The organism is Hwanghaeella grinnelliae (assembly GCF_004005845.1).
GTDB classification, from domain to species: Bacteria; Pseudomonadota; Alphaproteobacteria; order UBA8366; family Aestuariispiraceae; genus Hwanghaeella; species Hwanghaeella grinnelliae.
Genome location: NZ_SADE01000001.1, coordinates 1,449,645 through 1,467,744 on the forward strand (window position 1 = coordinate 1,449,645; position 18,100 = coordinate 1,467,744).

At 60.5% G+C, this 18,100-nt stretch carries 19 protein-coding genes; 14 read left to right on the top strand and 5 right to left on the bottom strand.

Annotated features, from left to right (window positions below):
* Positions 1-304 precede the first annotated feature (304 nt).
* Together EOI86_RS06655 and EOI86_RS06660 are read left to right on the top strand one after the other, a co-directional pair.
* Positions 305-970, top strand: a complete 666-nt coding sequence (locus EOI86_RS06655) for a hypothetical protein (RefSeq protein ID WP_127764312.1) — start codon at positions 305-307, stop codon at positions 968-970.
* A 161-nt stretch (positions 971-1,131) separates the two neighbouring features.
* Entirely contained in the window at positions 1,132-2,022 is an 891-nt protein-coding gene (locus tag EOI86_RS06660; RefSeq protein ID WP_127764313.1) for a TauD/TfdA dioxygenase family protein, read from the top strand.
* A 9-nt stretch (positions 2,023-2,031) separates the two neighbouring features.
* On the opposite strand, the gene EOI86_RS06665 is transcribed toward EOI86_RS06660, so the two are convergent.
* Together EOI86_RS06665 and EOI86_RS06670 are read right to left on the bottom strand one after the other, a co-directional pair.
* Positions 2,032-2,493 carry an MgtC/SapB family protein gene (locus tag EOI86_RS06665; protein WP_127764314.1) on the bottom strand — a complete coding sequence of 154 codons (462 nt, stop codon included), beginning with the start codon at positions 2,491-2,493 and terminating at the stop codon, positions 2,032-2,034.
* A 99-nt stretch (positions 2,494-2,592) separates the two neighbouring features.
* Positions 2,593-3,057, bottom strand: coding sequence for a lysozyme inhibitor LprI family protein (locus EOI86_RS06670; RefSeq protein ID WP_161973727.1), 465 nt, complete (start codon positions 3,055-3,057; stop codon positions 2,593-2,595).
* Between the two features lie 187 nt (positions 3,058-3,244).
* Between EOI86_RS06670 and opgC the strand changes: the two genes are divergently transcribed.
* From opgC to EOI86_RS06695, 5 genes are all read left to right on the top strand, one after another.
* The gene (opgC, locus tag EOI86_RS06675) at positions 3,245-4,348 is read left to right on the top strand and encodes an OpgC domain-containing protein (RefSeq protein ID WP_127764316.1); all 1,104 of its coding nucleotides are present in this window, start codon (positions 3,245-3,247) and stop codon (positions 4,346-4,348) included.
* A gap of 15 nt (positions 4,349-4,363) precedes the next feature.
* Positions 4,364-5,293 carry an aminotransferase class IV gene (locus EOI86_RS06680; RefSeq protein ID WP_127764317.1) on the top strand — a complete coding sequence of 310 codons (930 nt, stop codon included), beginning with the start codon at positions 4,364-4,366 and terminating at the stop codon, positions 5,291-5,293.
* A gap of 430 nt (positions 5,294-5,723) precedes the next feature.
* Positions 5,724-6,134, top strand: a complete 411-nt coding sequence (locus EOI86_RS06685; RefSeq protein ID WP_127764318.1) for a hypothetical protein — start codon at positions 5,724-5,726, stop codon at positions 6,132-6,134.
* A gap of 152 nt (positions 6,135-6,286) precedes the next feature.
* On the top strand, positions 6,287-6,793 hold the full coding sequence (locus tag EOI86_RS06690) for a hypothetical protein (protein WP_127764319.1): 507 nt from the start codon (positions 6,287-6,289) through the stop codon (positions 6,791-6,793).
* Between the two features lie 49 nt (positions 6,794-6,842).
* Positions 6,843-7,406 carry an isochorismatase family protein gene (locus tag EOI86_RS06695; protein WP_127764320.1) on the top strand — a complete coding sequence of 188 codons (564 nt, stop codon included), beginning with the start codon at positions 6,843-6,845 and terminating at the stop codon, positions 7,404-7,406.
* Positions 7,407-7,413: 7 nt separating this feature from the next.
* Here EOI86_RS06695 and EOI86_RS06700 read toward each other — a convergent pair whose 3' ends face one another.
* Positions 7,414-7,746, bottom strand: coding sequence for a zinc ribbon domain-containing protein YjdM (locus EOI86_RS06700; RefSeq protein ID WP_127764321.1), 333 nt, complete (start codon positions 7,744-7,746; stop codon positions 7,414-7,416).
* A gap of 188 nt (positions 7,747-7,934) precedes the next feature.
* On the opposite strand from EOI86_RS06700, the gene EOI86_RS06705 reads away from it, so the two are divergent.
* Positions 7,935-8,852, top strand: coding sequence for a dienelactone hydrolase family protein (locus EOI86_RS06705; RefSeq protein WP_127764322.1), 918 nt, complete (start codon positions 7,935-7,937; stop codon positions 8,850-8,852).
* On the opposite strand, the gene EOI86_RS06710 is transcribed toward EOI86_RS06705, so the two are convergent.
* Both EOI86_RS06710 and EOI86_RS06715 read right to left on the bottom strand, forming a co-directional pair.
* Positions 8,833-9,777 carry a hypothetical protein gene (locus EOI86_RS06710; protein ID WP_127764323.1) on the bottom strand — a complete coding sequence of 315 codons (945 nt, stop codon included), beginning with the start codon at positions 9,775-9,777 and terminating at the stop codon, positions 8,833-8,835. The two genes, EOI86_RS06705 and EOI86_RS06710, sit on opposite strands and share 20 nt — an antisense overlap.
* A 215-nt stretch (positions 9,778-9,992) precedes the next feature.
* Positions 9,993-11,048: a GlxA family transcriptional regulator gene (locus EOI86_RS06715; protein WP_127764324.1), complete on the bottom strand. Its 1,056-nt coding sequence runs from the start codon at positions 11,046-11,048 to the stop codon at positions 9,993-9,995.
* Positions 11,049-11,194: 146 nt separating this feature from the next.
* Between EOI86_RS06715 and EOI86_RS06720 the strand changes: the two genes are divergently transcribed.
* The 6 genes from EOI86_RS06720 to EOI86_RS06745 all read left to right on the top strand — a co-directional run bounded on the left by EOI86_RS06720 (position 11,195) and on the right by EOI86_RS06745 (position 18,070).
* Positions 11,195-12,277, top strand: a complete 1,083-nt coding sequence (locus EOI86_RS06720; protein ID WP_205032091.1) for a class I SAM-dependent methyltransferase — start codon at positions 11,195-11,197, stop codon at positions 12,275-12,277.
* Positions 12,278-12,306: 29 nt separating this feature from the next.
* Positions 12,307-13,536, top strand: a complete 1,230-nt coding sequence (locus EOI86_RS06725) for a flavin-containing monooxygenase (protein ID WP_127764325.1) — start codon at positions 12,307-12,309, stop codon at positions 13,534-13,536.
* Positions 13,537-13,538: 2 nt separating this feature from the next.
* Entirely contained in the window at positions 13,539-13,934 is a 396-nt protein-coding gene (locus EOI86_RS06730) for a RidA family protein (RefSeq protein ID WP_127764326.1), read from the top strand.
* Between the two features lie 76 nt (positions 13,935-14,010).
* Positions 14,011-14,499 (top strand): hypothetical protein, encoded by a 489-nt coding sequence (locus EOI86_RS06735; protein ID WP_127764327.1) that lies wholly within the window; start codon positions 14,011-14,013, stop codon positions 14,497-14,499.
* 28 nt (positions 14,500-14,527) lie between these two features.
* The gene (locus EOI86_RS06740) at positions 14,528-16,570 is read left to right on the top strand and encodes an oxidoreductase (RefSeq protein WP_127764328.1); all 2,043 of its coding nucleotides are present in this window, start codon (positions 14,528-14,530) and stop codon (positions 16,568-16,570) included.
* A gap of 195 nt (positions 16,571-16,765) precedes the next feature.
* On the top strand, positions 16,766-18,070 hold the full coding sequence (locus EOI86_RS06745; protein WP_127764329.1) for a PDC sensor domain-containing protein: 1,305 nt from the start codon (positions 16,766-16,768) through the stop codon (positions 18,068-18,070).
* Positions 18,071-18,100: the final 30 nt, after the last annotated feature.

Here is an 18,100-nt window from a genome sequence, read left to right on the forward strand (position 1 = left end):
GCGTTTCATTCTTTGACGTAACCGCTTGAGACGGAAACTGCGTTAACGGGCCCCTCATGAAGTCAATGAGTGTTCACGCCTTCATCACGCGAGTGTGTTTATTTGGCTTTTGGAGCAAAGAGCGGGTGCGCAATTCGCGCATTCTTGGAAAAGCATCGGATGACGGAACAAACCGACGCTGTTAGCGTTCCCGGTCAGAGTTGACGCACGCTTGAAACACTGTTTGATCCGGGGTGCCGGGACGTTGAAAGGGAACGTGGTGGACTGTCGGATTCTTGGTTTCGCGGTGTGGTTGGTTTTTTCCATGGTCGGGAGTGTGCCCCTGGCCGAGGCCCAGAACGCGGCCGTGACACCCAAAGGCGATGGTGGCGTGACGGTGGAGGGCGCCGATGAGGGAGCCGCCGAGTTCAAGCAGATCTTTCAGTTCGGAAAGAAAAAACCGCAGACGGTGGCGCCGAAGAAGCCTTCAATGGACTACGACGCGGAGATCAAGAAGGCGAAGGCCGCGGGTGACTATTTCAAAGCGGCCATTCTGAAGAATTGTCAGCGCGTGTCGCCAGGCACCACATTGACGACCTCGCCGGCGACAGCCGCGATCATGCGGCAATACTGTACGCCGCGGGATTTCGACATCGCCGTCGATGCAAAGCAATTGCACAAGGGGCCGATCCGCACCGACCCGCCGGTTGCCGCGAAACAGGAAAGCGGTCGCCAACCCGACCCGGCGGTCGAAGCCTGCCGCAGGGAAACACTCGACCATGTCATAACCTGTGCGAAGGTGACCGATTACCAGAACTGCGAGACCTGGGGCTGCCCTGAGATCATTCAGTGCGACAAGCGCCTGACCAGCTGCGACGATCACGGCTCGCCTTATAACGAAAGCGGCAATTTCTATTGCGATACACGGAACTGGCGGACGCGGGATTTCGACCTGAACGCCCTGCTGGCGCGGACCTGCCCGGGCGGATAACGGGGCAAGCAAGCCCGACCTGACGGAACAGCACCTTCTCCACGACGGTGCGGTTTCTTCCATTGCGTGAAAATCGAGACCCGGCCACTATTCTCCGAAAGAGGGGGGCTGACACGGTCGAGAAGCGGCGTGAGAACGGTCCCGCCATGGAGGAAATTCTCATGGCCATTTCCGTTACGGCGATGGATGCGACGCGCCCGACCTTCGGCGCCTTGGTCGAAGGCGTGGACATCGCCGCCGGGGTTTCGCCCCAGGTCGCGGCGGAAATTGAAGACGCGATCGATATCTATGGCGTGCTGGTCTTCCGCGATCAGGTGGTCGATGACGACCAACAATATGCCTTTTCCCAGCATTTCGGGGAGATGGAGACGGCCACGGGCGACATCGCGCGGCCGCAGGATCGCCGGTTACCCATGACCGTCAACGACATCTCCAACCTGGACAAGGATGGCAATGTGGTGGCGCGGGACGACCGGCGGCGGCTGTTCGGACTGGGCAACATGCTGTGGCATTCCGACAGCTCCTTCAAACGCATACCGTCGAAGTTCTCGCTGCTCTCGGCCCGGACGATCCCGGGGGAAGGCGGCAACACCGAATTCGCCGATATGCGCGCGGCCTGGGAGACGCTGGACCCTGCCTTGCAAGCGGAATGCATGGACCTGATCTGCGAACACAGCCAGATCCATTCCCGGGGCAAGCTGGGCTTCGTCGAGTTTACCGAGGAGGAACGCGCGAAATGGGCGCCGGTTCTGCAGCGGCTGGTGCGCAGGCATCCGCGGACCGGCAAGCTGTCGCTCTATCTGGCTTCCCATGCCGGGGGGATCGTCGGCTGGCCGGTGCCAGAGGCGCGGATGTTCCTGATGGACCTGACCGAACACGCCACCCAGCGGCAATTCGTCTATGCCCATGAATGGCGGCAATGGGATTTGGTGATGTGGGACAACCGGGTGACCATGCACAGAGCCCGGCGCTATGACCACACCAAACCCCGCGACATGCACCGCACAACGGTCGCGTGCGAAGATCCGACGGTTGCCGAACAGGCGGCGTGAAGGGGTGGGTCAGTCCTTTTCCTCAATCACCTTATGTTCGAAATGACCCAGAACCAGCACGATGGTGACCGCGAAACCGCTGAATAGGGCGGCGAGCGGCAAATAACCCAGACCGCAGGCCAGGCCGATGGCGCCGGCCGCCCAGACCGATGCGCCGGTTGTGAGCCCTTTAATGTCTCCGCCGCTCTGGATGATTGCGCCCGCGCCGAGAAAGCCGATCCCGCCGATCACCCCATCGATGATCCGGGTGGGGTCGATGCTGGCCGACGGGTCCCCTTCGGCGGTGGCGAACAGCAGGCTCATCCCCATGATTATGAAAGCCGCCGAGCCGAGGGAGACCAGCATATGGGTGCGCAAGCCGGCAGCTTTCCCGCGGACCTCCCGGTCCAGACCGAGAAAAAAGGCGAAGCCGCACGCGCAGGCCAGCCGGATCGCCATATCCGCGATCGGGATTTCGGTTTCGAAAGTCATGGCGCCGGTCTCCGCATTTCCGTTCGATATCTCACGGGAACAACGGTTTACCGGGAAGGTGGGTTGCATGGCGGGCGATGGATCGCGTGCCGGTGCCGGTCAGTTCGCCGTAGACCCGCGCGACCCGGCACAGACATCGCCCTCCGGGATGCCGTCGGCCCAGTCGCGCAGTTGCGCGATGCGGGGGCCGGTCAGGTTCGCGGCGACCGAGGCCATGCACATGGACAGGCTGCTGCCGTATTCGTACTGCGCGTCCGGCGTGTCCGCTTTGGGATAGACGGCCGCGACATGGGCTTCCCGGAAAGCCAGCCAAGCTTGCTGCGCGGCACGGATTTTTCCCAAGGTTTCGGGATCGCCCCGGAACTTGTCCAGCACGATCGCATAGAGCGTGTTCATCTGTATTTCCGCCGCGTCCATGTCCCGCGCCGCGCAATCGGTCAGGTCGCGCTGTGTCACGGCCTTGTCCCAGCAGGCATCGGACGCGTCCTGCGCCAGGGCCGGCGCGGCTGTAAGGGCGAACGCGGCGAAAGCGGCGGTAAGAATGGAACGGGCTGTAGGATGCATGGAAACCTCACGTCTGGACTGGGGAAGGGGATAAATCATAGCATCCGTCAGCCAGGGGCCCCAAGACGCCGTCCCCTTGCACCCTGATCACTATATCGTCTTCTCTGCAATTACACTTGTGTTCCCATCTGTCCGGCGCTGCACTGCGTCACGGTATTTGAGCTGATTTTCCATTGGGGTTCGATTTTTGCGTTTCGATCTGGTCGACGGGATACGCGGGCATTTGCTGATCGGCATGTTGGTCGCCCATCTCAGTTTCCATCCCGGCATGGGGTGGCTGCTGCATTTCCATCACCATGCCCTGTTCAAGGTCTTCGACGCGGAATTTTTCGTGGTCATCGCCGGGTTCCTGGTCGGTTTTTTGGCCAGTGAAAAGATTGGGGCGAAACCCGCGACGCGTTGGGAACTGGCCCAATATCTCGGCAGGCGGACAATGACGGTCTATGCCTATTTCACCTTGGCGGGCTTCGCCCTTTTGATGCTGCTGGGGGAGGGGGCGTATTCCTGGCACGGCGCGTTGTCGACCGCGGCGGATGTGCTGATCTTTCAGAACGGGCCGCGGTTCGGCGGCATCCTCGGCCTGTATATCCTCTGCTTCCTGCTGTTGTTGGCGGCCGTGTTGGTGCTGGGGGTGCGGCCTTTGGGGTTGTTGGCGCTATCCGCCGGTTTGTATCTGTTGAGCCAATTTTCCTACATGCGCGGGCTCTGGGGGATCGGCGGGGATATCATGGCCTTCGACGTAGCGGCCTGGCAGTTTCCTTTCATCGCGTCCTTCGCGCTCGGCTTCCACCGCAAGGCGGTGGGGCGGGCGATCGATCGATTGCCGGAACCTGTGGCCCTTGCCGCGGTCGTCGGATTATTCTGCGCCAGCCTCGTATTGGCGAAGTTTTGGATCACCCCACCCTTTGCCGAAGTCCCGCCCGAGATGCCGCGCCATTGGCCGCGCCCGCAGTTGCATCCGTATCATCTTTTGAAGACCCTCGTTCTGGCCTTGGCTGTTACGATAGTGCTGGTCGGTGGGCATCGCCTGTTGGCCTGGCCGCGCGCCGTCGCGGCGGGATATTTCCGGTTGGGCTTCCTGCGCGCCATCGGCAAATACTCCATCCGCATGTTCACCCTGCATCTTATTCTGGTCTCGCTCTTCGCATATAGTGTCGATAGGCTGACACAGGGCGAGAAGACGGCGCTGGCCTTTTTCATGCTTGCCGTCTTCATCGCCGCGCCAAGCGTCGTCACCGCCATCGGGCGCGGGTACGGAAAGCGCGGCAAGCAAACCGAAATTCGACCGTGACGTGGGGACCGCAGCATGACTCAGACCGCCGAATTCCAAGACGGCGCCGCCTATTCAGGAGGCGTCTTTATGCCCGTGGCGGAGGCAAAGATCTCCGTCCTCGATTGGGGCTTCACCCGGTCCGACGCGGTCTATGACGTGGTGCATGTGAAGGACGGTCGGTTCTTCCGGCTGGACGATCATCTGGCCCGGTTCGAACGCTCCATGGCGCGGCGGCGGATCGCGATCCCGGAAAGCCGGGAAGACGTGAAGGAAATTCTGGTGCGCTGCGTGCAACTGGCCGGGCTGACCGACAGTTATGTGGCGATGGTCGCCAGCCGCGGACGGCCGCAGGTCAAGGGTTCCCGCAAGCCGGCGGATTGCGCCAACCATCTTGTCGCTTATGCCATTCCCTGGATCGACGTGATCCCGGCCGAGGTCCAGGAACGCGGTGCGACCCTGATGGTGTCGGACCACCCGCGCGTGGCGGACGACGCGGTCGACCCGACGGTGAAGAACTATCAGTGGTCTGACCTGACATCGGGCCTGTTCGACGCGGTGGACGAGGGATTCGACACCGCCGTGCTGTGCGACGCACGCGGCATGGTGACCGAGGGGCCGGGTTTCAACATCTTCGCGGTGATCGGCGGCGGTTTGGTGACGCCGGAACACGGCTGCCTGCACGGCATCACCCGGCGGTCGGTGATCGACATCTGCGCCAAGCAAGGCATCGCCTGCCGCACCGGGGACCTGCCGCGAACGGATCTTGAAAGCGCGGATGAGGTCTTCCTGTGCACCACCGCCGGCGGCATCATGCCGATCGCCCGGATTGGAAACCGAAAGATCGAGGCCGGCGCGCCCGGCCCGGTGACCCGCCGTGTCATGGATGCCTATCAGGCGATGCACGAAGACCCGGCCTATGTGACCTTCATCGACTCCCCGACACGGTTCGCCGCGGCGGAATAGATGTTTGGCATGTCGTTGCGGCAACCTCACATCGTCCTCGAAGGCCTTCGGTCTGATAGCTTTTCCCCTGGATACGCCCCTTTTTCAGCGACGGCACGATAGTCGGTCACAGCGGATGTTTGTTGATTGCACGTTAGTGGTGCCATGTGAAACAGCGTGTTGCGGTTGGCGCGGCTGATTGAACACTATGAAAACAAATAAAAACTCGTGTTCCTGGGATTTTGCGTTAGGCGGAACATTACTTTTTCATTGAAAAACCAGCGTCAAACACAAACTTTAGATAATGAACTTGGTGCGCATGCCGGCATGGTGGTCGGATGGTCAAAGACGAACAGGGTTATTTATTGTAGGTAGAATTTTCACATAGTGATTTAGGTCAGACCATCATGATGCCCGGCATCCGCGCCACAACGAAACGGGGTGCTGGGAAATGAATCATGATGGAAAAAGGCTCAACCTAGTTAGAAATACTCTGTTGATTTCATTGGCCTTGGGCCTTAGCGGCTGCGGGGGCGTCGATGGACTGTTCAACGGAAGCAGTTATCGCAAAAAAATCTACTCGCTGAACACGCAAAAAGCGGACCTTACGCTTGCGAACCAAAAAGCCCAAAAGCAGAACGAGGCGCTAAGCAACAGGAATGTCGCGCTGGAAAACGAAGCATTGCGGCTTGGACGGGAAGTGCAAGTCCTGCGCTACGGCAATGCGGATTTGGCTGAACAGCAAAGGGCCTTTCGCTCGCTGCTTGCCACGCTTGAGAACAATCCTTGCTTCGACGTAACTCGAGGCTCCAATTACAGCGTGTCGATTCAGCCGATCTACAATGAGGAGTGCGTGCAATGAAAACGCGACGCGCCTTTATTGGGCTGGTTGGGGCAACCGCCATATACAGAGTCATGCCGGTTAGGCCGGCTGAGGCAAACCCATTCATTTTTTTGCTGCGGTTTCTGTTTTCGGCGGTTACGCGCCCCTTGGTCGGCGCCGGGGTACGGAGATTGAGCGGTAGCGTTTTGGGACGTGGAACCGGGTCCCATATTGTCCGGCAATCGGGGAACAAGGTTTTTCGATCCGCACCGCGAAGCCAGGCGCTTGCTGGGGCGTCGCGCCGCGTCCAAGAATGGACGGCCGATTTCATAACGATGGGATTGGAAGAACTGGTATTCGGAACGATCAATGTGCCGCCGATGAGTGACGATGGCCGGGTTGAAGTTCCAGACGACGCGCCCGTGTTCAAGCGTGGCAGGTCGAATACGAGGATCCCGATCAAAATCGTGAATAAAAGCGATGTTTGGCAGCAGCCTGACGTTACCGTCTATCTGTTCGATATCGATTCGGGAATTGTGGAGAAAAAACCGCCGAAGCTCGCCTTGTCCTTAGCCCCAAGGGGCAGCATGGAAGTTAAGGTGAATTTGGGGACGTTGAAACATAAGGGCCGTAAGGTGCTGTGTGTTGAACAAGACGGTTTTGATCGGCGGGTCAGCCAAATAATCTACGTTACCTAGGACGCAGCGAATTGGTATAGATGGTCCGCGCAATTCGAGGATCGTTGCAATGACCGAGCCGATCGGCCCCGTGCCGCTTATCGTTCTGGACGTTCAGGACGCCATCGACCAACCGGTTTGGGCAGATAAGAGCAATCCGGATTACTTGGCTTCGATCCTGCGCCTGGTGGCTCATTGGCGGGAACGGGGCTGGCCGGTCATCCACGTCAAGCATGACGAGGCGACGCCGTCCTCCACCTATCACACCCACGGCCCCTGGAACGGCATAAAGGCGGAGGTCGCGCCGGTCCCCGGCGAACCGGTCGTGGTGAAGCATCAGAACTGCGCCTTCATCGATACCGATCTGGATGCTGTTTTGAAGCGGCTGGGGGCGGCGTGTTTCGTAATGACCGGCGTCGTCATTCATAACAGCATGGATGCCACCGCGCGGGCGGGCAAGGCCTTGGGCTATACCATCCTGCTGCCGTCCGACGCGACCACGGCGGTGCCGGTCGTGGCGAGGGATGGCCAGAGTTGGGATGCCCGGACGGTACATGACCTGACGCTGGCCATCCTGGATGGGGAATACGCGCAGGTCACGGACACGGACGCCCTGATTGCGGAGATCCGTTAGGCCGGCGCTAAATCTTCTTCACGAATTCCGATTTCAACTGCATCGGGCCGATGCCGTCGATCTTGCAGTCGATGTCGTGGTCGCCTTCCGAGAGGCGGATGTTCTTTACCTTGGTGCCGACCTTAACGACCAGGGACGAGCCCTTGACCTTCAAATCCTTGATCACCGTCACGGTGTCGCCGTCCTGCAGTTGATTGCCGTTGGCATCCTTGAAGACCGGACCTTCCGCGCCCGCGGCCGCCGCAGACCATTCATGGCCGCATTCGGGGCAAATCAGCAACGCGCCGTCCTCATAGGTATAGGTGGACTGGCATTGCGGGCAGGCGGGCAAGTCGCTCATGACGGTCTTTCATCTTTTTCATAGCAGGGGTGTTTCGGTTCGGATGGCTTAGCCCCCGGCGGACCGTTTGTCGAGGCGGCGGGATAACCCATTCGTGACAACCGCGGGCATGGTCCCCTGTGCTAATCCTTCCATATCGATAGGACGGAAGAAAAATTCCGGTTCCGATCCGACAGGAGGCATTCGCGATGACTTTAACCGCAGAAATTCCCAATGATGGCGCGTCCACTGTATCGCCGGACGAAATCGATCCCCGTATCTACGATTTGTATGATGAGTTTTGCCATACGGACATGGACCGCCGTACCTTCCTCTCCCGCGCGGCAGCGCTGGGGATTGTCGGCGGGGTCGCGATGGCGACCTCCCTGCTGCCGCGCTATGCGGAAGCCGCGATGATCAAGTTCACGGATCCGCGCATCAAAGCGACCTATATTGAATATGACAGCCCCGGCGGCACATCCGGCAAGATGCGCGGCTACCTCGTAAGACCAACGGGCGAAGGACCTTTCCCCGCCGTCGTCGTGATCCATGAGAACCGGGGCCTCAACCCGCATATCGAGGATGTCGCCCGCCGCGCCGCGGTGGAAGGGTTCCTGGCCTTCGCGCCGGATGGGCTTTATCCCATCGGCGGTTATCCTGGGAACGATGAGGACGGCAAGGTCATGCAATCCTCACTCGACAAGGGCAAGCTGTTTACCGACTTGCTGAATGGGGCGAAATTCGTGAAATCGCACCCGCTTTCGACCGGCAAGCTGGGGGCGACGGGGTTCTGCTACGGCGGCGGCGTGGTGAACGCGTTTGCCGTGGAAATGGGCGAGGATCTAAACGCGGGCGTCCCGTTCTATGGCGCGGCGGCAAAGGCGGAAGACGTGCCGAAAATCGAGGCGCCGCTGCTGATCCAATATGCCGAAGACGATGCCCGCATCAACGCCATGCGCGACGGCTATGAGGCGGCGCTGAAAGCCAACGGCAAAAGCTTCGAGAGCCATGTCTATCCCGGCACGAAGCACGGCTTCCACAACAACTCCACCCCGCGCTTCAACGAAGAACAGGCCAAGATCGCCTGGGACCGCACGGTGGCGTTTTTCAATGAACACCTTGCCTGAGGCGTTGTAACCTTCGTTGCATCCCATCGTGGATATTGGTCCGGCACGCGTTGTAAAAGCGCGTGCCGGTCACGTTGACGCGCAGGCCGTCGCGCCCCAGCGGTAAGCAGGGAAAGTGCTGGTAGAACGCTGTTGCCGTGCAAGTAACGCTATCCTCGACATGGTTTTGGAAGCACCAGTCGTACATACCGCGGGACTGACCGCCTACGTGTTCCTCGCGGTGTGCATACCCTTTTCGATCCGCTTGGAGCAGCAGCGAGGACGGGTCGTTGACGATCTCCCCTAATGTCTTCCAATACATGTAGTCGAACCGCAGGCCGACGGCCTTTGCGAGATCGCTATTGAACCCTTTTTTGTAGAACAGGATCAGATTATGGGGATCGCCTGCATATAGACCTGCGCGCAGTGCTTCCATGCCGTCGCCTAAATTTATGTATCGGAACGCGTCATCCGGCAGATTGGCAAGAAGACTCGCCAATACCGAATCCAGATATGGATCTGGATACTCTTCCGTGGCGTCAATAAGATCACGGAGGTCCCGGTGATCAGGTGGGCCAGTGTCCGAACCCCTGCTCACGAATTTTAGGAAAGCGTCGAAAACGACTTTCCGCGGTGAGTTTGCTTCCGCCGCAATGGTCGATAAGTCAGGAAGGGCCTTGCGCAAAAGTGCGCGCGCTTTCGGTGCGAGGGTGTCATCGTACATTTCGCCGGCAAGCATCTCGAAGAATGCCGTACCTGCTGCCAGGGACCGCTTCTCGAGGATGGCCGCCCTAATGGTGGCGCTGTACCGTTTTTCAACTTTCGAGAAGCCTGAGATGTTCAATGGATCGCCCAGCGCGAGCAAGGCAAAGCCTGAAAGATAATCGTGCCAGCCGTCAGCGGAACTCAATATGGGGACGTTCCCGCTATGCTGATACGCATCCATGATGTCGTCCAGAACCAGGACCGCTTCAGCCCTGTCAGGGTGCAGGCCGTCGGTTGCCCAAGCAAATCCTTGGATGAATTGAAGTGCCAGAAGACAGCCGGCTACGCGTGCGGATCTCCGAAGATTCCGTATCCACGCGTCACCGAGTGAAACCCGAACCGTAAGACGGTTGAACTGATAAGGCATATGCTAAGGCCAGTGTGCTGTTGCTGGAATCACGGCGCTGCCCAACGGATGGCGACGCCGCGCCATTTGCGACGATAGGCCGAGGCCGGGATTCCGACATGTTTGCGAAAGGCGGAGCGGAAGCTCGAAGGCTCTGAGTATCCACACTCGGCGGCGATATCCTCGATGGATGTCGCTGTCGTCTCCAGCATCTGTTTGGCTTCCTCGACGCGCAGGGTTTGGACGTATTCGGCAGGTGACTGCCCTGTTGCGCGGCGGAACCGGCGCAGAAAGCCGCGTTCCGACAAGCCGCTGCGCGCGGCCATGGCGCCGACCGGGTTGGGCTCGTGATAATGGTCCGCGATCCAAAGCTGCGCGTCCGCGATCAGCCGGTCTTCATGCCGCTTGCCGCTGGCCAGCGAGGCATAGCAGCGCTGGCCATCCTCATGCGGTTCCAACAGATAGAGTTTTGCGATACGGCGGGCTTGCTCGGCACCGGCCATCCTACCGATCAGGTGCAGCATCAGGTCCGTCCAGGCCGAGGCGCCGCCGGCGGTGATTACGCGGTGACCGTCCCCGGATTGAACCAGAATGCGTTCGCGCTGAAGGTGGATGGCCGGGAAATGGTGGATCAGGGCATCGGCATATCCCCAATGGGTCGTCGCCTCCCGCCCGTCCAAGACCCCGGCGGCAGCAAGCAGCAGCGCGCCGGAACAGGCAGAGGCGACAATCGCTCCGTTGTCATAGGCTTCGGCGACCCAGCGGGCGGGTTCGTCGATCCATTGCGGGACGGGTCCGCCGGGATCGACATGCAGGTCCGGGACGATGATGATGTCAGGCGCCGGATAATCCGCCAAAACGCCTTCCGGCACGATCGTCCTGCCGTTCATGTCCTCGTACGGCGCGCCGTCGACCGATAGCAGCGTCGCCTTGAAGACCTGCGGGCAGGCGGGCTCGCCATGCAGCATCTCCCAATCGCGCCCGACTGAGCCGAGCACATCCAGGATTGAATAAGCGATCGACGAGCCCACGGCGGGGCTGCCGAAAATAGCCACGGAGAGTGGGCCGTCTGTCGATGTTCCGTCCTGCTTTTTGCTTTCCAGCATGATTTCCCAAGATACCGCTGTTGTCTGTCCGATTATCACCGGTTCTTACGGTTTTGCTTCTAACATGTTTCGGCCATCCAGGCCATTTCCGTCTCCCGCAGCGGGGGTTCCCCCCAGGAAGCGAAAACTAAGAACTGGAGATTGAAGTGAACCATCACGCCCCATTGGAAACTTTCGACGACAACAAGGCCGAGGCTTTCGCCGGCCGTTTTGTCGGCGCGCTGAGCGATGCCGCGCTGGTCCTGATGACCGCGCTGGGCCATCGTACCGGCTTGTTCGACGCCCTGGCCCTGCGCCCCGGCGTGACGGCGGAAGACCTGGCCGCGGAAGCCGGATTGGCGGAACGCTATGTCCGCGAATGGCTGGCGGTCATGGTGACGTCAGCCGTCATCGACTATGACCCGCAGACAACGGCCTACACCTTGCCCGCCGAACATGCGGCCTTTCTGACCCGGCAGGCCAGCCCCAATAACATGGCCGTGACCGCACAGTTCATCGGTGTCGCTGCCTCGGTCGAGGACGCGATGCTTGCCCGGTTCCAATCCGGCCAGGGGCTGCATTACGGCCATTTCGACCGCTTCCACGAGGTGATGGCCGAGGATAGCGCACAGCTCGCCGTCGCGGCATTGCTGGAACATATTTTGCCCATCGTTCCCGGTCTTACCCTACGCCTGACGGATGGGATCGAGGTCGTGGATATCGGCTGCGGCGCCGGCCGTGCCATGCTTCGGATGGCTGAAGCTTTTCCCGAAAGCACTTTCCTGGGCCTCGACCTGTGCGCCGATGCCTTTGCCGAAACGGAAGCGGAGGCGGTGCGGCGCGGCCTATCCAATCTGCGGTTCGAGGCGCGCGACCTTTCCGGTCTGTCTTCGCTCGGCCAATTCGACCTCGTGACCGCGTTCGACGCGGTGCACGACCAGAAAGACCCGCAGGGTTTTCTTGCGATGGTGCGCCACTCGCTGCGCCCGGGCGGGGTGTTCCTGATGCAGGATATCGGCGGGTCGCGGGACCTGGAGCGCAATCTCGACAACCCCTTCGCGCCGCTTCTCTACACCATATCCCTGATGCATTGCACGCCGATCTCGATCGGTCAGGGCGGTCCCGGCCTGGGCGCCATGTGGGGCGTGGAAACCGCCCAGGAATACCTGGCGCAGGCCGGCTTCGACACGGTCGAGACGCATCGCCTGCCGCATGATCCGATCAACGCCTATTACGTCGCCCGGCCATGAGCCGGCGAGCACAAACGAGGAATCAAGAAATGAGTGCGATTGAAACAACACAAGCGTTGGTGATCGGCGCGGGCCTATCGGGGCTCGCCGCCGCACGGGAACTCACCCGGCGCGGGTTGCAGGTCACGGTGGTCGAGGCACGCGACCGCGTGGCGGAACCCTGGCGCGGGCGGCACCCGGCGCTGCGGCTGAACATCCACCGGCACTTCGCAAGCCTGCCCGGCATGGCGATGACCGATCGGGACGGGCACTTCGTGAAACGCGATACGGTCGTCGACTATCTGGAAAGCTATGCCGCGGCGCTGGACACGCCGATCCGGTATGGTGTCGAGGTGACCGGGTTCGAGAAGACCGATGGCGGCTGGCGCGTGACGACGAACGGCACGAATTATGACTGTTCCCATGTCATCGTCGCCACGGGCCGGGACCGCGTTCCGCATATTCCGGATTGGCCGGGTCTGGATGACTATCAGGGCGAGGTGCTGCACGCCGCCGATCTGGGTGATGTGTCGCGGTTCGACGACAAGCGCGTGCTGGTCGTCGGCGCCGGGAATTCCGGGGCCGATGTACTGAACCATCTATCGCGGCACAGGCCGGCGCGTGTCTGGATCGCGGTGCGGCATGGGCCGGCGGTGGTTCCCGCGCGGATCTTCGGCTTTCCGCTGCACCGTCTGGCGCGGGTTTTTACGGCCCTGCCGCTCGCTGTGGTGGACCCGGCGTTCCGACTGACCCAACGATTGTTCCTGGGCAATCTGGCGAAATTCGGGCTGTCGAGCCATCCGGATGGCGGCGGTACGCGGCTGCTGCGCGACGGCATCGCATTCGCCATCGATGACGGCTTCGCGGCCGCGATCCGGTCCTATCGCTTCCGTATGGTGGGGGATGTCGCCGGTTTCGCCCGCGACCGTGTCTATGTGAAAGACGGTAAGTATTTCGCGCCGGATGTGGTGATCTGCGCCACCGGATACAGGACGGGCCTGGGCCCCTTGTTGGGACGTTTCGGCGTGCTGGACGGGCAAGGTGAGCCGCGTCACCCGCGCGGCGAGGCGGACCCTGAAAATCCGGGCCTGTGGTTCACGGGCTTTAGGTCGGGTTTCACCGGGTATTTCGACGCGGCTGCCATTGCCGCTAGACGGATCGCCGATGGCGTGGCAACGGATTTGCCGCATACCGTGCCTGCCGAATCCGATAGAAAGCTCCCGAACGCTGGGACGCGCGCCAATCGGTCGATGGTGACTGCCGCGCGCGGGGGAGAGTGAGCATGAAGAAATCGGTCGACCCGAAAGGGATCGCCCCACCGGCCAGCGCCTATCGTCACGCCCTGTTGTCGCAGGGCGTGACCGACCTGCTGACCCTGTCCGGCCAATTGGGCGAGGACCCGGACGGGAAATGCGCGGAAGGCGCGCGCGCCCAGGCGGAGCAGGCCTGGCAAAATGTACGGGCCATCCTGGACGAGGCGGGCATGGGCTTTGCCGATATCGTCAAGGTCACGAGCTATATCGTCGGCGAGGAGAATATCGCCGCCTATGTCGAGGTTCACAAGGAACTGCTCGGCGATATCCTACCGCCTTGGACGCTGGTGGTCGTGGCGGCCTTGGGCCGTCCGGAATACCTGATCGAGGTCGATGTGACGGCCGCGCGCACGGCGCAAGAATGACCGCCGCCGCGCCTTCCCAAGAACGCTGCACTGCTTATACTGCGCGGTTTGGAAACCCGTGAACCCGTGGGGAAACATGATGCGCCGTCCCGTCCTATATGCCGCCGTCCTGGCGATTGTCTGCGGCCTGCCGGGAGTGTCGCGGGCCGATGCGCTGGACGACAAGCTCCGGCCCTTGATCTCAGAACAATACGCCGCCGAATTCATGCAGAAGTCGCTGAAGGGCATCCACTATCTGAACTGCGACGGTGTGCCTTGCCGCCGTACGGATGAGTTCGAATTGTTCAATCCGCCGGTGTCGACCGCAGATACGCGCCAAATCCTGGTCTATGCGATCAAGGGGGCGCTTGCCTGGTGGTGCGGGCTGGACGAGGGGCGCGGCACCGTCGCGCTGGGCGAGTTTCTGCAGGAACGCGATTTCAATGCCAGGCAGACGGCGTTGGCATCGGCCATGCACGGTACCTTTATGCGGATGCAGAAGGCTGTTTTCGATACCTCCGGAAAGACCTGCCAGGCGGAAACCAAAGCGGAACTGGACGAAGCCCTGCCGAACGGGGTGAAATAGGGGCAGGACAATTTATCCGGGGCCCGTCATGACCGCCAGCGATCCGCTTCTACAGCCTTTTACTCTAAAACATCTGACGCTGAAGAACCGCGTCGTCTCCACCGCGCATGAACCGGCCTATACCGATGGGCGCATGCCGGGCGACCGTTACCTGCGCTATCAGGCCGAAAAGGCAAAAGGCGGGATTGGGCTGACCATGTTCGGCGGGTCCTGCACGGTTTCCGCGGATTCACCCGCGGCCTTCGGGAATATCGATGCCTCGACGGACGAGGTCGTGAAATTCTACGCCGATCTTTCCGATACAATGCACAAGCACGGCGCGGCGATCATGAACCAGATCACCCATCTGGGCCGCCGCACCAGTTGGTCGACGGAACATTGGCTGCCCATTGTCAGTCCCTCCACGGTGCGGGAAATGGCGCATCGTATGTTTCCCAAAGTCGCGGAAAAAGAGGACATAGACCGTATCGCGAAAGACTTCGGTCAGGCCGCACTGCGGTCCAAGCTCGGCGGGTTGGACGGCTTGGAAGTGGAATCCTACGGCCATCTGTTCGACGCCTTCGCGTCCCCGCTGACCAACAAGCGGCAGGATGAATATGGCGGCAGTTTGGAGAACCGCTTGCGTTTCGGCATGCAAGTGCTTGAGGAAATCCGCAAGGCGGTGGGCGACGACTATATCGTCGGCCTGCGCATTTCCATCGACGAACGCCTGCGCGGCGGCATCGACAAGACCGAAGGGTTCGAAATTGTACGCCGCTTTGTGGAGACCGGCATGGTCGATTTTCTGAGTGTCATTGTGGGGTCGGTCGACAGCGACGAGACATTGAGCCATGTGATCCCGGTGATGGGAACGCCCGCCGCGCCGAACCTTGCCGTGGTGGGCGAGGTGAAGCAGGCATTCGATCTGCCGGTCATGCATGCGGCCAAGATCGCCGATGTCGCGACCGCGCGGCATGCGATCGAAAGCGGCGCGATGGATCTGGTGGGGATGACCCGCGCGCATATGACCGATCCGCATATCGTCGCAAAGCTGATGCGGGGGGAGGAGGAGCGCATCCGACCCTGCGTCGGCGCGGGCTATTGCATCGACAATATCTATATTTCCGGCGCGGCTTATTGCATCCACAACCCGGCCACGGGGCGTGAGAAGACGGTACCGCAATTGGTCCCGCCGTCGCAGGGGCCGGCGAAGAAGGCGGTTGTCGTGGGCGCCGGCCCGGCGGGCCTTGAAGCGGCGCGTGTGCTGGCGCTGCGCGGGCACACCGTCGTGCTGTTCGAAGCGGCGGAGCGTGCCGGCGGACAGGTGGTGATTGCCGCCAAGGCGCCGCGGCGCCGCGACCTGATCGGCATCGTCGATTGGCTGACGGCGGAGGCTGAGCGCGCCGGCGTCGAAATCCGCTACAATACCTATGCGGAGCAGGCGGAGATCGCGGCGGAAAACCCGGACCTGGTCATCATCGCGACGGGCGGACTTCCGAACACGGCGTTTCTGGAAGAAGGCGAAGACCTGGTCGTGACAAGTTGGGATGTTTTGTCCGGTCAGGTGGCCCCGGCGGACACTGTGCTGATGTATGACGAGAACGGACGGCAACAGGGACCCTCCGCGGCAGAATTCATGGCAGAGGCGGGATCGACCGTTCATTTCGTCACGCCGGACCGGATGGTCGGCCCGGATATCGGCGTCACCAACAATCCGTCGATCCTGAAGGGTTTCTACGATCATGGGATCAAGGTTTCGACCGATCACCGGCTGCTCGGTGTGAAACGGGACGGCAACAAGCTGATTGCCAGTCTGTACAATATTTTCACGCATCAGATATCGGAACAATCGGCGGATCAGGTGGTCACCGAATATGCGACCGTCGCGGCGGACGACGTCTATTTCGAGGTCAAGAACCGGTCCAAGAACAACGGCCAGACGGATATCGACGCGATTAAGGAAAACCGTCCGCAGGAAAGCGTTACGAACCCGAACGGCGATTATTTCCTGTTCCGGGTCGGCGACGCGGTCAATGCACGGGACATACATGCCGCGATATTCGACAGCCGCCGCCTGTGCCAGCATTTATAGCCTGGGCCCGCATTTACGGAATACGTCACCCCGAATGCATCACCCCGAATGCATCACGCTGGATGCGTTGAGTGGGCGGATCGCGTCGAATTGGTACTTTTGGTTCCCATATTGCGCGACGATGATATGATCATTCCGTTTCTATGACAGAACAGGCATCGCACTGTCAGCGGAGCTGAACCTGGGAATGGCCGTTTGATCGTTAAAACCCCAACGGTTCGCATGCGCGCGCCGGAGAAACCCGCAACGAGCTGGGGGCTTCGGTGGGGCAGGGCTGCGGCAATTTGGAGTGTTTTTCTCACAATCGCGACGGCGATGGACGGTGCGGCCCATGCGGAAGAGCCCATTGTCGTGCTTCATACCCATGATGAGGAAATAGGCTCCGACATCCTGGAGGAGAGCCCGGCGGTCGGGGCCATGCGATGTATTTTTCGCAGGTTGGGGCGTCGCGTGGATATTCGTCGTGCCCCGAGAATTCGAAATAGGGAATTGTTGAAGTCGGGCCGCATAGACGGGATTTTTCCCAATCTGCCTGATCCGCTTCTCGACACGCTGGCTGTCCCCACCGCCCCCTTCGTGCTGGAACGGTGGAGCTATATCCAACTTAAATCGTCCGCTAACTCGGCCCGCCCGCGCGACGAGACGGTCGGGGTCGTGTTGGGATCCAATGAGAGCCGGCTTCTGGCCCAGGAAGGGGGCAAATTTTTCGACGCGATCCCCAACATGGAATCGCTTGTGAAATTACTGGTGGCCGAACGGTTACCCTTCGTCATGGTGGATGAGTGGAGCTTCGAGTCAGAAGCCACCGCGATGGGCTATTCCCGCGACCGGTTCAGGTCCTCGATCGTACGGTACGTTCCCTTGCAGCTCTATTTTTCCAAATCCTTCGTCGCGGCCAACCCAACCTTCATTTCCTTATTCAACGGAACGATCAAGGATTGCGTACACGGGGCGCGCGCAGTGGCTTCTTGGGAAAGGGAGATTTTGTTGGCCGAGGCCAGGAAAATTATCGACGGGGCCCACGATGAACTCGTTGACCGTATTAAGCGCTTCAGAACCTTGGATGCGTTGGATCCTTTGGAATCGCGGGTCGAGACGCTGGCCGGAGACGATGAAGATTGGCAAGCAGCGCTGAACGAAGACCGAACCAGCACATTGATGGAAATCGTGCTATCGAATCCATTGTCCGAAGTCCTGCGTGACGTTGCCGCCGAGCACCCCACTATCACGGAAATTTTCGTGACGAACGAAGATGGTTTCATTATCGGCTTGAACCGCCTGACCAGCGATTATTGGCAAGGGGACGAAAACGCGGCGGAGGCGGTTCTGGCGAGCGGCGCCCAGCGACACTTTTCCAACTTCGAATACGACACATCGACGAAGCGATTTCAGGTCAAGGTTTCATTGGCGATCCATGACGGCGATGAAGGGGCGGCACCGATCGGCATGGTGACCATCGGCATCGACGCCGCGAGGTTGTTGGCAGGGCACATGCATTGATCAGAAATTGCTTCAAATCCCGTCAAGAAA